Consider the following 12,968-nt stretch of genomic DNA (forward strand, 5'->3'; position numbering starts at 1 on the left):
CCTGATTCGTTGCAAAATCGTACCCCTAAATGCAACCGCATTAATGTAGCGCAAAGAAAATTGCGCCGCACTTCAGTCTATTACCAGCCCTGGCTGAAACGTCTATACTCGCTTCAATTGGCCGCCACGACGGCGAAAGGATGCAAAAACTATTATGGCTCACTCACATTTATTAGCAGAAAGAATTTCCCGCCTCAGCAGCGCGCTGGAAAAAGGCCTTTTCGAGCGTAGCCACGCCATCCGCCTCTGTTTACTGGCGGCGTTGAGCGGCGAAAGCGTATTTCTGCTGGGTCCACCGGGTATCGCCAAAAGCCTGATTGCCCGCCGACTGAAATTTGCCTTTCAGAACGCCCGCGCGTTTGAATACCTGATGACCCGCTTTTCCACCCCGGAAGAAGTGTTTGGCCCCCTTTCTATTCAGGCGCTGAAAGATGAAGGGCGCTATGAGCGTTTGACGGCGGGATATCTGCCTGAGGCAGAAATTGTCTTTCTTGATGAAATCTGGAAAGCGGGACCGGCCATTCTGAACACCCTGCTCACGGCGATAAACGAACGTCGGTTCCGCAACGGTGCCAGTGAAGAAAAAATCCCGATGCGTCTGCTGGTGGCCGCCTCCAACGAACTCCCCGAGGCCGACAGCAGTCTGGAAGCGCTGTATGACCGCATGTTGATCCGCCTGTGGCTGGACAAAGTGCAGGATAAATCCAACTTCCGCTCTATGCTGGTGAGCCAGCAGGATGAGAATGAAAACCCGGTCTCCGCTTCGCTTCAGGTTACCGATGAGGAATATCAGCTGTGGCAGCAGGAGATCGGCAAAATCAAACTGCCAGATGCCGTCTTCGAGCTGATCTTCATGCTGCGCCAGCAGCTCGATTTACTCCCTTCAGCGCCCTATGTCTCCGATCGTCGCTGGAAAAAAGCGATCCGCCTGCTGCAGGCCAGCGCCCTGTTCAGCGGCCGTGATGCCGTTGCGCCAATCGATCTGATCCTGCTGAAAGATTGCCTCTGGCACGACGCAGAAGGCATGAACCTGATGCAGCAACAGCTTGAAATATTGATGACCGGACACGCCTGGGGACAACAGGCGATGCTCAACCAGCTTGGTGCTATTGCCCAACGACGCATCCAGTTACAGCAGCAACAAAGTGATAAAACGGCGCTGAAAGTGAACCGGCTGGGTGGAATGTTCGCCCGCAAACCTCACTACGAATTACCCGCCGAGCTGACTAGCCCGACGCTTACCCTGCTGCTCCAGCAACCGCTAAAGCTCCATGATATGCAGGTTGTACACGTTACGATTGAGCGCGAGCCGCTATCGCAATGGCTGGATAAAGGTGGAGAAATCCGCGGAAAACTCAACGGCATCGGTTTCGCGCAGCCGCTAAGTATGGAAGTGGACAGTAGCCAGCATCTGGTGATCCGCGATGTGAGCCTGCAGGGATCGCGTCTTGCACTGCCAGGCACCGCCTCTGACAGCGTTCCTGAAGAGATTAAGCAGCAGCTGGAAGCGCTGGATACCGAATGGCACCAGCAACACACCCGCTTTAGCGAGCAGCAAAAATGCCTCTTCATACATAGCGACTGGTTAGGTCGCATTGAAGCCAGCCTGCAGGATGTGAGCACACAGATTAAACAGGCGCGTCAATGCTAACGCTGGATACGCTTAACATCATGCTGGCCGTCAGCGAAGAAGGGTTGATCGAAGAAGTGGTCATTACCCTTCTGGCGTCGCCGCAGTTGGCCGCATTCTTTGAAAAATTTCCGAAGCTTAAAAAAGCGATGACGGACGATCTCCCACGCTGGCGTGAAAACTTGCGTCAGCGGTTCAAAGAGACCGAGGTCCCCCCTGAGTTAACGGAAGAGGTGGCCTGTTATCAGCAGTGCCAGCGGCTCTCAACGCCACAGTTTATCGTTCAGCTTCCGCAAACCCTGACATTGCTCGACAACGTCCACTCCCCGTTTGCCAGCCAGGCCCGGGTGCTGGTCACGGATAACGCCACCTTCACGCCCGCGTTGCACACTCTCTTTTTACAGCGCTGGCGCCTCAGCCTTGTCGTTCAGGCCACAACATTGAACCAGCAACTGCTGGATGAGGAGCGTGAACAACTGCTCAGTGAAGTTCAGGAACGCATGACCTTAAGCGGTCAGCTCGAGCAGGTACTGGTGGAAAATGAAAACGCCGCCGGGCGTCTCTGGGATATGAGCGCCGGTCAGCTTCGGCGCGGGGATTATCAGCTGATCGTCAAGTACGGCGATTTTCTGGCACAGCAGCCCGAGCTGATGAAACTCGCAGAACAGTTGGGCCGTTCAAGGGAGGCAAAGTCAGTCCCAAAGAAAGATGCCCCGATGGAAACCTTCCGCACCCTGGTACGCGAACCGGCAACCGTTCCCGAGCAGGTCGATGGGCTTCAGCAAAGCGATGACATTTTGCGCCTGCTGCCCACCGAACTCAGCACGCTGGGGATGACCGAGCTGGAGTATGAGTTTTACCGTCGGCTGGTGGAAAAACAGCTTCTCACCTACCGGCTGCACGGTGAAGCCTGGCGCGAGAAGCTCAGCCAGAGGCCAGTCGTCCACCAGGATTTTGATGAGCAGCCGCGCGGACCTTTTATTGTTTGCGTGGATACGTCCGGATCGATGGGCGGGTTTAATGAGCAATGTGCGAAGGCATTCTGTCTGGCTCTGATGCGCGTGGCGCTCGCCGATCGCCGTCGCTGCTTCATCATGCTCTTCTCCAGCGAGGTGGTGGGTTATGAGCTGACGAACCAGCAGGGTATCGAACAGGCGATCCGCTTTTTAAGCCAGCGTTTTCGCGGCGGCACGGATTTAGCCAGCTGTTTTCGTAGCATTGTGGAGAGAATGCAGGGTGGCGACTGGTACGACGCTGACGCGGTGGTAATTTCCGATTTTATTGCCCAGCGTCTGCCGGATGATGTGGTGAATAAAGTGAAGGAGTTACAGCGGGTGCATCAGCACCGTTTCCACGCGGTGGCGATGTCCGCCCATGGAAAACCCGGCATCATGCGCATCTTCGATCATATCTGGCGCTTCGATACCGGGTTGCGTAGCCGCCTGCTCAGACGCTGGCGGCGTTAATCACAGAAGGGAGCCAACGCTTTCGCGTACTTGCTGCGGCCAGACGCCACACTGAACCTGACCGATATGTGGCAACTGAAGCAGTAACATGGTCAGACGGGACTGGCCGATACCGCCACCGATGGTCTGCGGCATTTCCCCGCGTAGCAGCGACTGGTGCCACTCTAATTTGAGACGATCTTCGTCGCCAGTAACGGCCAGCTGACGCTTCAGCGCATCAGCATCCACGCGGATCCCCATAGAAGACAGCTCAAACGCATCTTCCAGCACCGGGTTCCAGACCAGGATATCGCCGTTCAGACCCGCGTATTCGCTCTCACCACGGGTGCTCCAGTCATCATAATCCGGCGCACGAACGTCGTGGCGTTTGCCGTCAGACAGTTTGCCGCCGATCCCCATCAGAAACACAGCACCTAATTCTTTGGCGATTGCGCGTTCACGGCCTTTAGCATCCAGATCCGGGAAACGGCTCAGCAGCTCCTGGCTGTGCACAAAGTGGATCGTATCCGGCAGGAACGGTGCCAGACCAAACTCTTTGCTTACAGCCGCTTCGGTCGCTTTGATCCCAGCGTAGATCGCCTCAACGGTGGATTTCAGCGTACCGACATGGCGCTCGGCATCACCCATTACGCGCTCCCAGTCCCACTGATCAACGTAGACGGAGTGAATTGGAGTAAGGCGGTCTTCATCGGGGCGAAGGGCTTTCATGTGCGTGTAGAGCCCTTCGCCCGCGCTGAAGTCGTGTTGTCCCAGGGTTTGACGCTTCCATTTCGCAAGGGAGTGAACCACTTCGAACTGGGCATCTGGCAGTGTTTTCACTTTCACCTGCACCGCTTTTTCGCTTCCAGATAAGTTATCCTGCGTCCCGTCACCCACGCGGCTCAGAATGGGAGCCTGGACTTCAATCAGTCCAAGTTTATCTTCCAGCTGGCTTGAAAAATGGGATTTAACGAAACTGATCTGGCGTTGTTTTGCGATATAAGCGGTTTTCATTATTTATACTCCTGCGTCCTGTTGCTATTGATTAAGCAACAGAAATGGCACCTTATTCAATAACCAATCAACAAAAAGCCTCCTTCACTTTTGATTCGATAAAATAAACCGCTAGAATAGAGTGATTCATTAATCTTCATAAGAAAAAGCTATGGAAAATTATCAGATCGACAATCTCGACCGCGGCATCCTGGAGGCCTTAATGGCTAATGCCCGTACCGCCTACGCCGAGCTGGCAAAACAGTTTGGTGTCAGCCCGGGAACAATCCATGTTCGCGTAGAGAAGATGAAACAGGCGGGGATCATTACCGGCGCACGCATTGACGTCAGCCCCAAACAGCTGGGTTATGACGTTTGCTGCTTTATCGGCATCATTCTTAAAAGCGCAAAAGACTACCCTTCTGCCCTGGCAAAGCTGAACGCACTCGATGAAGTCACAGAAGCCTATTACACCACCGGGCACTACAGCATCTTTATAAAAGTCATGTGTCGATCCATCGACGCCCTCCAGCAGGTACTTATCAACAAGATCCAAACAATCGATGAAATTCAGTCCACTGAGACCCTGATCTCCCTGCAAAACCCGATAATGCGTACCATCCGCCCGTGATCGGGCAAATTCATTCCCACATTTTCCACAGGTAGATCCCAGCTCGTTCACAGCGTACAATGGCCGCCTCTTTATCTGAGCGAGCGATCAATGGCTGACATTACTCTTATCAGTGGCAGCACCCTGGGCGGTGCGGAATACGTTGCGGAACATCTGGCTGAGAAGCTGGAAGAAGCAGGTTTTTCCACAGAGACACTGCACGGACCGCTGCTTGAAGATCTCCCGACTGATGGGATCTGGCTGCTGATCACCTCCACACATGGCGCAGGCGACCTGCCGGATAACCTGCAACCTTTATATGACGAACTGCAGGAACAACAACCAGACCTGTCCAACGTCCGTTTTGGTGCGGTAGGTATCGGAAGTCGTGAATATGACACCTTCTGTGGCGCAATAGAGAAAGTTGAGGCCGCTGTTACCGCCTGTGGTGCAAAACAGCTGGGTGAAACGCTGAAGATCAACATCCTCGATCATGATATTCCGGAAGATCCAGCCGAGATCTGGCTGGCAGAATGGAAAAATTTACTCAAAAACGATTAAAGATCGCGCGAACAGATGTGGATAACTCTGGTTAAAAGCTCGTATTAAGCCGTAGTTATCCAAATAACAACTCTGGTATGGTTTTTGACCTGTGCATAAAGTGGCGATCTGATCCCAGCTTATACGGTCCAGGATCACCGATCATTCACAGCAAACGATCCTTCCTAACCGCATGATCTTATTTGCCGGATCGGACTTATCCACAGAGGTCGGCGATCCTAATAAGAGATCACAATAGAACAGATCTCTAAATAAAAGATCTTCTTTTTAATAGCCCAGGATCCCAATGCTTTCTCGAAAGACTAAAGTTGAGTAGAATCCACGGCCCGGGCTTCAATCCATTTTCATACCGCTTTACGCGAGGCAGACCACCATGTTTTATCAGGATCCTTTTGACGTCATTATCATTGGCGGGGGTCATGCAGGCACTGAGGCCGCAATGGCCGCAGCGCGAATGGGTCAGCAGACCCTGCTTTTGACACACAATATCGACACGCTTGGACAGATGTCCTGTAACCCGGCGATTGGCGGCATTGGGAAAGGACACCTGGTAAAAGAAGTGGATGCACTTGGCGGCCTGATGGCGAAAGCGATCGATCATGCTGGCATTCAGTTTAGGATACTAAACGCGAGTAAAGGCCCTGCGGTACGAGCAACCCGTGCCCAGGCTGACCGCGTGCTTTACCGTCAGGCGGTACGTACTGCACTGGAGAATCAGCCAAACCTGATGATCTTCCAGCAGGCAGTTGAAGATCTTATCGTTGAGAACGATCGTGTTGTGGGTGCCGTAACCCAGATGGGCCTCAAGTTCCGCGCGAAAGCCGTGGTGCTGACCGTGGGCACATTCCTCGACGGTAAAATTCATATTGGTCTGGATAACTACAGCGGTGGACGTGCTGGCGATCCGCCGTCGATTCCACTGTCTCGCCGTCTGCGTGAACTGCCGTTGCGCGTCAGCCGCCTGAAAACGGGCACACCTCCACGTATTGATGCGCGCACCATTGATTTCAGCGTGCTGGCGCAACAGCACGGTGATAACCCAATGCCCGTGTTTTCGTTCATGGGCAATGCGGCGCAACATCCGCAGCAGGTACCGTGCTACATCACGCATACCAACGAGAAAACCCATGACGTGATCCGCAATAACCTCGATCGCAGCCCAATGTACGCAGGCGTGATTGAAGGGATCGGCCCACGCTACTGCCCGTCGATCGAAGACAAAGTGATGCGTTTTGCCGATCGCAACCAGCATCAGATCTTCCTGGAGCCGGAAGGACTGACCTCAAACGAAATTTACCCGAATGGCATCTCCACCAGCCTGCCGTTCGATGTGCAGATGCAAATTGTTCGCTCAATGCAGGGGATGGAGAATGCGAAAATCGTTCGTCCTGGCTACGCTATTGAGTACGATTTCTTCGATCCTCGTGACCTGAAGCCAACCCTGGAAAGCAAATTCATCCACGGTCTGTTCTTCGCGGGGCAGATTAACGGCACCACCGGCTACGAAGAAGCGGCTGCACAGGGTCTGCTTGCCGGTCTGAACGCTGCGCGCTTCTCTGCTGAGAAAGAAGGCTGGGCACCAGGCCGTTCTCAGGCGTATCTGGGTGTGCTGGTCGACGATCTCTGCACGCTGGGCACAAAAGAACCGTACCGTATGTTTACCTCGCGCGCGGAATACCGCCTGATGTTGCGCGAAGACAACGCCGACCTGCGTCTGACCGAAATGGGTCGCGAGCTGGGTCTGGTCGATGACGAGCGCTGGGCGCGTTTCAACGAGAAGCTGGAGCGTATTGAACAGGAACGTCAGCGGCTGAAAACCACCTGGGTGAATCCGCAGGCGGAAATTGCAGCCGAAGTGAACGCTCACTTGACTGCACCGCTGTCGCGCGAAGCCAGCGGCGAAGATTTGCTGCGTCGCCCTGAAGTCACCTATGAGAACCTGGTCAAACTGACCGCGTTCGCACCAGGCCTGGAAGACGCTGAAGCGGCAGAGCAGGTTGAGATCCAGGTTAAATACGAAGGTTATATCGCACGCCAGCAGGATGAGATTGAAAAACAGCAGCGCAACGAAAACACGCTGCTGCCGGAGATGCTGGACTATCGTCAGGTCACTGGTCTTTCCAACGAAGTGATCGCCAAGCTGAACGATCATAAACCTGTGTCGATTGGCCAGGCATCCCGCATATCGGGCGTTACTCCGGCCGCGATTTCGATTCTGCTGGTGTGGTTAAAAAAACAGGGCATGCTGCGCCGCAGCGCGTAATGCTCTGAACATTGCCCGGTGGCGCTGCGCTTACCGGGCCTACAGAATTCCATAGGGCGGGTAAGCGAAGCGCCACCCGCCACTTAAGTTTCTCAACAGGTATTCACCGTGCTCAACAAACTCTCTCGTCTGCTGGATCAGGCAGGTATTTCGCTCACCGATCACCAGAAAAATCAGCTGGTGGCCTACGTCGATATGCTGAACAAATGGAACAAAGCGTACAACCTAACCTCAGTACGAGACCCCAACGAGATGCTGGTACGCCATATTCTCGATAGCATTGTGGTTGCGCCTTATCTGAAAGGTGAACGCTTTATTGATGTGGGGACAGGCCCTGGTCTACCGGGCGTTCCGCTGTCGATTGTTCGTCCTGAGAGCCAGTTCACGTTGCTGGACAGCCTTGGCAAGCGCGTACGCTTTTTACGTCAGGTACAGCATGAGCTGAAGCTTGAGAACATCACGCCCGTGCAGAGCAGGGTAGAGGAGTTCCCGGCGGAGCCACCGTTTGATGGTGTTATCAGCCGCGCGTTTGCTTCGCTCAATGATATGGTGAGCTGGTGTAAGCACTTGCCTGCAGATAATGGCCGTTTTTATGCGCTGAAAGGGCAGTTGCCTGGTGATGAGATTGAACAGCTTCCGGATGGTTTTGCTGTTGAATCCATCGAGAAATTAAATGTTCCTCAACTCGATGGGGAACGTCACCTGGTGATAATTAAGCCAAACAATTTTTAAAAAATTAATAAAAAATGTGGAATTTGTGCTGTTCTTACCATGTTAAAAAACAGCACAACTACTTGGGTTTTACCAGACAGCTTTTAACCTCGTTTTTACTAAGGTTTTTCTTATGGTTAACCTGACCGTTATTCTTCACTATGAAGATAGTCAATGGCGAAAATATAAGTCTGCTAAAAATGGAAGGCAGAAACCAGAATGCAATGTTAATTATTTATTAAGAATGTCAATGAAAGGTTTTTATTGTGTACGGGGCTGTTTTGAAAATAGTTACGACATTTTGTGTTTGATTTCATAAAGATATATTTAAGCGATTTGCGCCTTTGATTAATACAACCTTATCGCAAATGTGTGTTTTGTGATCTCGTGCACGCTTTGCTGTCAACGTTTTCGCGCTGTTTGCACTTTTGGTCGAAGGTCGATGCTTTCTGAGAAAGTTAAAAAATAGCGGTGGGGAAAAATATTTAAACATTTATTCACCTTTTCGCTACTTAATGTTTGAAATCACGGGTGCGCACCGTATAATTTGACCGCTTTTTGATGCTTGACTCTGAGCCTTAAAGGACGTTTTATACGACACGCGGCATACCTCGAAGGGAGCAGGAGTAAAAACGTGATGTCTGTGTCGCTCTTGAGTAGAAACGTTGCTCGTAAGCTTCTGTTCATTCAGTTTCTGGCTGTGATAGCAAGTGGACTGCTGTTTAGCCTCAAAGACCCCTTCTGGGGCATCTCCGCCGTGTGCGGGGGTTTGGCGGTTGTACTGCCAAACGTGTTGTTTATGATTTTTGCCTGGCGTCATCAGGCGCATACACCCGCCAAAGGCCGCGTGGCCTGGTCCTTCGCCCTCGGCGAAGTGTGTAAGGTGTTGCTGACCTTTGCTCTACTGGTGATGGCGCTGGCGGTTTTGAAAGTGGTCTTCATGCCGCTGATAGCTACGTGGGTTTTGGTGCTGGTGGTACAAGTTCTGGCTCCAGCTGTAATCAATAACAAAGGGTAAAAGGCATCATGGCTTCAGAAAATATGACGCCGCAGGATTACATAAGTCATCATCTGAGCAACCTTCAGATGGACTTGCGTACATTCTCGCTGGTGGATCCACATAACCCCCCGGCCACCTTCTGGACGATCAACATCGACTCCATGTTCTTCTCGGTGGTTTTGGGTCTTCTGTTCCTGGCCATGTTCCGCGGTGTTGCTAAAAGAGCGACCAGCGGTGTTCCAGGGAAATTCCAGACGTTCATCGAAATGATCATCGGCTTCGTCCATGGCAGCGTCAAAGACATGTACCATGGCAAGAGCAAGCTGATTGCTCCGCTGGCCCTGACCGTGTTCGTTTGGGTCTTCCTGATGAACCTGATGGACCTTCTGCCTATCGATTTCATTCCGTGGATTGGCGAACACGTCCTCGGTCTGCCTGCACTGCGCGTGGTTCCGTCTGCTGACGTGAACATCACCCTGTCGATGGCGCTGGGCGTGTTTATCCTGATTCTTTTCTACAGCATCAAAATGAAAGGCGTAAGCGGCTTTGTGAAAGAGCTTACCTTGCAGCCGTTCAACCACTGGGCGTTTATTCCGGTCAACCTGATCCTGGAAGGCGTTAGCCTGCTGTCCAAACCTGTATCACTGGGTCTGCGACTGTTCGGCAACATGTATGCGGGTGAGCTGATTTTCATTCTGATCGCGGGTCTTCTGCCGTGGTGGTCACAGTGGATTCTTAATGTGCCATGGGCCATTTTCCACATCCTGATCATTACGCTGCAAGCCTTTATCTTCATGGTTCTGACGATCGTCTATCTGTCGATGGCGTCTGAAGAGCACTGATTTTTTACCAACACTACTACGTTTTAATTGAAACAAACTGGAGACTGTCATGGAAAACCTGAATATGGATCTGCTGTACATGGCTGCCGCTGTGATGATGGGTCTGGCGGCTATCGGTGCTGCGATCGGTATCGGCATCCTCGGGGGCAAATTCCTGGAAGGCGCTGCGCGTCAACCTGATCTGATTCCTCTGCTGCGTACTCAGTTCTTTATCGTTATGGGTCTGGTGGATGCTATCCCAATGATCGCTGTAGGTCTGGGTCTGTACGTGATGTTTGCTGTCGCGTAGTAGTAGTTTTAAAACCCTAAGCCACAGAAATTAAAGAGGTATTGTGCTGTGAACATGAACGCAACAATCCTCGGCCAGGCCATCGCGTTTATTCTCTTTGTCTGGTTCTGCATGAAGTATGTATGGCCGCCATTAATGGCTGCCATCGAAAAACGTCAGAAAGAAATTGCTGACGGTCTGGCTTCTGCAGAACGCGCTAAGAAAGATTTGGACCTTGCACAGGCCAACGCGACAGACCAGCTGAAAAAAGCGAAAGCGGAAGCTCAGGTTATCATCGAACAGGCTAACAAACGCCGTTCGCAGATCCTGGACGAAGCCAAAGCTGAAGCAGAACAGGAACGTACTAAGATCGTGACACAGGCTCAGGCTGAAATTGAAGCTGAGCGTAAACGTGCTCGTGAAGAACTGCGTAAGCAGGTTGCGATTCTGGCTGTTGCTGGCGCCGAGAAGATCATCGAACGTTCCGTGGATGAAGCTGCTAACAGCGACATCGTGGACAAACTTGTCGCTGAACTGTAAGGAGGGAGGGGCTGATGTCTGAATTTGTTACGGTAGCTCGCCCCTACGCCAAAGCAGCTTTTGACTTTGCTATCGAACACCAAAATGTCGATCGCTGGCAGAATATGCTGGCGTTTGCCGCTGAGGTGACGAAAAACGAACAAATGGCCGAGTTGCTTTCCGGTGCGTTAGCACCTGAAACTCTCGCCGCGTCGTTTATCGCCGTGTGCGGAGAGCAACTGGATGCCAACGGCCAGAACCTGATTAAGGTAATGGCAGAAAATGGTCGTCTCCGTGTGCTCCCGGATGTTCTCGAGCAGTTTGAGCACTTACGTGCCCTTAGTGAAGCTACTGCTGAAGTTGAAGTAACTTCTGCGACTGAACTGAGTAATGAACAGCTTGCGAAAATTACCGCCGCGATGGAAAAACGTCTGTCACGCAAAGTTAAGCTGAATTGCAAAATCGATAAGTCTGTAATGGCAGGCGTAATCATCCGTTCGGGTGATATGGTCATTGATGGCAGCGTACGCGGCCGTCTTGAGCGCCTTGCAGACGTCTTGCAGTCTTAAGGGGACTGGAGCATGCAACTGAATTCCACCGAAATCAGCGAACTGATCAAGCAGCGCATTGCTCAGTTCAATGTTGTGAGCGAAGCTCACAATGAAGGTACTATTGTTTCTGTAAGTGACGGTGTTATCCGCATTCACGGCCTGGCCGATTGTATGCAGGGTGAGATGATTTCCCTGCCGGGTAACCGTTACGCTATCGCACTGAACCTGGAGCGCGACTCCGTAGGTGCAGTTGTGATGGGTCCATACGCTGACCTCGCCGAAGGCATGAAGGTTAAGTGTACTGGCCGTATTCTGGAAGTGCCGGTTGGCCGTGGCCTGCTGGGTCGCGTAGTTAACACCCTGGGTGCACCAATCGACGGTAAAGGTCCGGTTGAGCACGATGGCTTCTCCCCAATCGAAGTTATCGCACCAGGCGTTATCGATCGTCAGTCCGTAGATCAGCCTGTTCAGACAGGTTATAAGTCCGTTGATGCCATGATCCCAATCGGTCGTGGTCAGCGTGAACTGATCATCGGTGACCGTCAGACCGGTAAAACCGCGATGGCTATCGACGCCATCATCAACCAGCGTGATTCCGGCATCAAATGCGTGTACGTGGCTATCGGCCAGAAAGCGTCCACCATTTCTAACGTGGTTCGTAAACTGGAAGAGCACGGCGCACTGGCTAACACCATTGTTGTTGTTGCTACCGCTTCTGAATCTGCTGCACTGCAATACCTGGCGCCATACGCGGGTTGCGCAATGGGCGAATACTTCCGTGACCGCGGTGAAGATGCACTGATCGTATACGATGACCTGTCTAAACAGGCTGTTGCTTATCGTCAGGTTTCCCTGTTGCTCCGTCGTCCACCTGGACGTGAAGCGTTCCCTGGCGACGTATTCTACCTCCACTCTCGTCTGCTGGAGCGTGCTTCCCGTGTTAACGCGGAATACGTCGAGAACTTCACTAAAGGTGAAGTGAAGGGTAAAACGGGCTCTCTGACCGCACTGCCGATCATTGAAACCCAGGCGGGTGACGTTTCTGCATTCGTTCCGACCAACGTAATTTCCATTACCGATGGTCAGATCTTCCTGGAAACCAACCTGTTTAACTCCGGTATTCGTCCGGCGGTTAACCCGGGTATCTCCGTATCCCGTGTTGGTGGTGCTGCTCAGACCAAGATCATCAAGAAACTGTCCGGTGGTATCCGTACCGCGCTGGCACAGTATCGTGAACTGGCTGCGTTCTCTCAGTTCGCATCCGATCTGGACGAAGCAACCCGTAAACAGCTGAGCCACGGTCAGAAAGTGACCGAGCTGCTGAAGCAGAAACAGTACGCACCAATGTCTGTTGCTCAGCAGGGCCTGGTACTGTTCGCGGCTGAACGCGGTTACCTCGAAGATGTGGAACTGGCGAAAATCGGTAGCTTCGAAGCCGCTCTGCTGGCTTACGTCGACCGTGATCACGCTCCGCTGATGCAAGAGATCAACCAGACCGGTGGCTATAACGACGAAATCGAAGGCAAGCTGAAAGCTATCCTCGATTCCTTCAAAGCAACCCAATCCTGGTAATCG

The 12,968-nt window shown here is 52.4% G+C and carries 13 protein-coding genes; 12 read left to right on the plus strand and 1 reads right to left on the minus strand.

The window, feature by feature from the left end; all coding sequences use genetic code 11:
• The first annotated feature begins 154 nt into the window (after nucleotides 1–154).
• Both ravA and viaA read left to right on the plus strand, forming a co-directional pair.
• Nucleotides 155–1,651, plus strand: coding sequence for an ATPase RavA (ravA, locus tag ACLHV8_RS22060; RefSeq protein ID WP_208594886.1), 1,497 nt, complete (start codon nucleotides 155–157; stop codon nucleotides 1,649–1,651).
• Nucleotides 1,645–3,096 carry an ATPase RavA stimulator ViaA gene (gene viaA / locus ACLHV8_RS22065; protein ID WP_208594885.1) on the plus strand — a complete coding sequence of 484 codons (1,452 nt, stop codon included), beginning with the start codon at nucleotides 1,645–1,647 and terminating at the stop codon, nucleotides 3,094–3,096. The genes ravA and viaA overlap by 7 nt, the downstream gene beginning before the upstream one ends.
• Here viaA and asnA read toward each other — a convergent pair whose 3' ends face one another.
• Nucleotides 3,097–4,089: an aspartate--ammonia ligase gene (gene asnA / locus ACLHV8_RS22070; protein ID WP_208594884.1), complete on the minus strand. Its 993-nt coding sequence runs from the start codon at nucleotides 4,087–4,089 to the stop codon at nucleotides 3,097–3,099.
• A gap of 151 nt (nucleotides 4,090–4,240) precedes the next feature.
• Between asnA and asnC the strand changes: the two genes are divergently transcribed.
• The 10 genes from asnC to atpA all read left to right on the plus strand — a co-directional run bounded on the left by asnC (nucleotide 4,241) and on the right by atpA (nucleotide 12,965).
• Nucleotides 4,241–4,699: a transcriptional regulator AsnC gene (gene asnC / locus ACLHV8_RS22075; RefSeq protein ID WP_008500198.1), complete on the plus strand. Its 459-nt coding sequence runs from the start codon at nucleotides 4,241–4,243 to the stop codon at nucleotides 4,697–4,699.
• 90 nt (nucleotides 4,700–4,789) lie between these two features.
• Entirely contained in the window at nucleotides 4,790–5,239 is a 450-nt protein-coding gene (mioC, locus tag ACLHV8_RS22080; protein WP_108089273.1) for an FMN-binding protein MioC, read from the plus strand.
• 373 nt (nucleotides 5,240–5,612) lie between these two features.
• Nucleotides 5,613–7,502, plus strand: coding sequence for a tRNA uridine-5-carboxymethylaminomethyl(34) synthesis enzyme MnmG (gene mnmG, locus ACLHV8_RS22085; protein ID WP_208594883.1), 1,890 nt, complete (start codon nucleotides 5,613–5,615; stop codon nucleotides 7,500–7,502).
• Nucleotides 7,503–7,610: 108 nt separating this feature from the next.
• Nucleotides 7,611–8,234 carry a 16S rRNA (guanine(527)-N(7))-methyltransferase RsmG gene (rsmG, locus tag ACLHV8_RS22090; protein ID WP_108089275.1) on the plus strand — a complete coding sequence of 208 codons (624 nt, stop codon included), beginning with the start codon at nucleotides 7,611–7,613 and terminating at the stop codon, nucleotides 8,232–8,234.
• Between the two features lie 616 nt (nucleotides 8,235–8,850).
• Entirely contained in the window at nucleotides 8,851–9,231 is a 381-nt protein-coding gene (gene atpI / locus ACLHV8_RS22095) for a F0F1 ATP synthase subunit I (RefSeq protein WP_008500194.1), read from the plus strand.
• A gap of 8 nt (nucleotides 9,232–9,239) precedes the next feature.
• On the plus strand, nucleotides 9,240–10,055 hold the full coding sequence (gene atpB / locus ACLHV8_RS22100) for a F0F1 ATP synthase subunit A (protein WP_028017762.1): 816 nt from the start codon (nucleotides 9,240–9,242) through the stop codon (nucleotides 10,053–10,055).
• Between the two features lie 49 nt (nucleotides 10,056–10,104).
• Nucleotides 10,105–10,344, plus strand: a complete 240-nt coding sequence (atpE, locus tag ACLHV8_RS22105) for a F0F1 ATP synthase subunit C (RefSeq protein ID WP_000429386.1) — start codon at nucleotides 10,105–10,107, stop codon at nucleotides 10,342–10,344.
• 48 nt (nucleotides 10,345–10,392) lie between these two features.
• Nucleotides 10,393–10,863 (plus strand): F0F1 ATP synthase subunit B, encoded by a 471-nt coding sequence (atpF, locus tag ACLHV8_RS22110; RefSeq protein WP_003862370.1) that lies wholly within the window; start codon nucleotides 10,393–10,395, stop codon nucleotides 10,861–10,863.
• Between the two features lie 14 nt (nucleotides 10,864–10,877).
• A complete protein-coding gene (atpH, locus tag ACLHV8_RS22115; protein ID WP_028017763.1) occupies nucleotides 10,878–11,411 on the plus strand; it encodes a F0F1 ATP synthase subunit delta in 534 nt (177 codons plus the stop codon).
• A 12-nt stretch (nucleotides 11,412–11,423) separates the two neighbouring features.
• Complete coding sequence (gene atpA, locus ACLHV8_RS22120) at nucleotides 11,424–12,965, plus strand: F0F1 ATP synthase subunit alpha (RefSeq protein ID WP_028017764.1); 1,542 nt, start codon at nucleotides 11,424–11,426, stop codon at nucleotides 12,963–12,965.
• The last annotated feature ends 3 nt before the right edge of the window (nucleotides 12,966–12,968 follow it).

It is taken from the genome of Enterobacter sp. CPE_E863, from assembly GCF_046521465.1.
GTDB lineage: Bacteria > Pseudomonadota > Gammaproteobacteria > Enterobacterales > Enterobacteriaceae > Enterobacter > Enterobacter adelaidei.

What these genes read in the sequence shown, in the direction of transcription:
- atpA (WP_028017764.1), top strand. Translation starts at nt 11,424, where the DNA reads ATGCAACTGAATTCCACCGAAATCAGCGAACTGATCAAGCAGCGCATT.
- atpI (WP_008500194.1), top strand. Translation starts at nt 8,851, where the DNA reads ATGTCTGTGTCGCTCTTGAGTAGAAACGTTGCTCGTAAGCTTCTGTTC.
- viaA (WP_208594885.1), top strand. Translation starts at nt 1,645, where the DNA reads ATGCTAACGCTGGATACGCTTAACATCATGCTGGCCGTCAGCGAAGAA.
- atpB (WP_028017762.1), top strand. Translation starts at nt 9,240, where the DNA reads ATGGCTTCAGAAAATATGACGCCGCAGGATTACATAAGTCATCATCTG.
- ravA (WP_208594886.1), top strand. Translation starts at nt 155, where the DNA reads ATGGCTCACTCACATTTATTAGCAGAAAGAATTTCCCGCCTCAGCAGC.
- atpE (WP_000429386.1), top strand. Translation starts at nt 10,105, where the DNA reads ATGGAAAACCTGAATATGGATCTGCTGTACATGGCTGCCGCTGTGATG.
- asnA (WP_208594884.1), bottom strand. Translation starts at nt 4,089, where the DNA reads ATGAAAACCGCTTATATCGCAAAACAACGCCAGATCAGTTTCGTTAAA.
- mioC (WP_108089273.1), top strand. Translation starts at nt 4,790, where the DNA reads ATGGCTGACATTACTCTTATCAGTGGCAGCACCCTGGGCGGTGCGGAA.
- asnC (WP_008500198.1), top strand. Translation starts at nt 4,241, where the DNA reads ATGGAAAATTATCAGATCGACAATCTCGACCGCGGCATCCTGGAGGCC.
- mnmG (WP_208594883.1), top strand. Translation starts at nt 5,613, where the DNA reads ATGTTTTATCAGGATCCTTTTGACGTCATTATCATTGGCGGGGGTCAT.
- atpH (WP_028017763.1), top strand. Translation starts at nt 10,878, where the DNA reads ATGTCTGAATTTGTTACGGTAGCTCGCCCCTACGCCAAAGCAGCTTTT.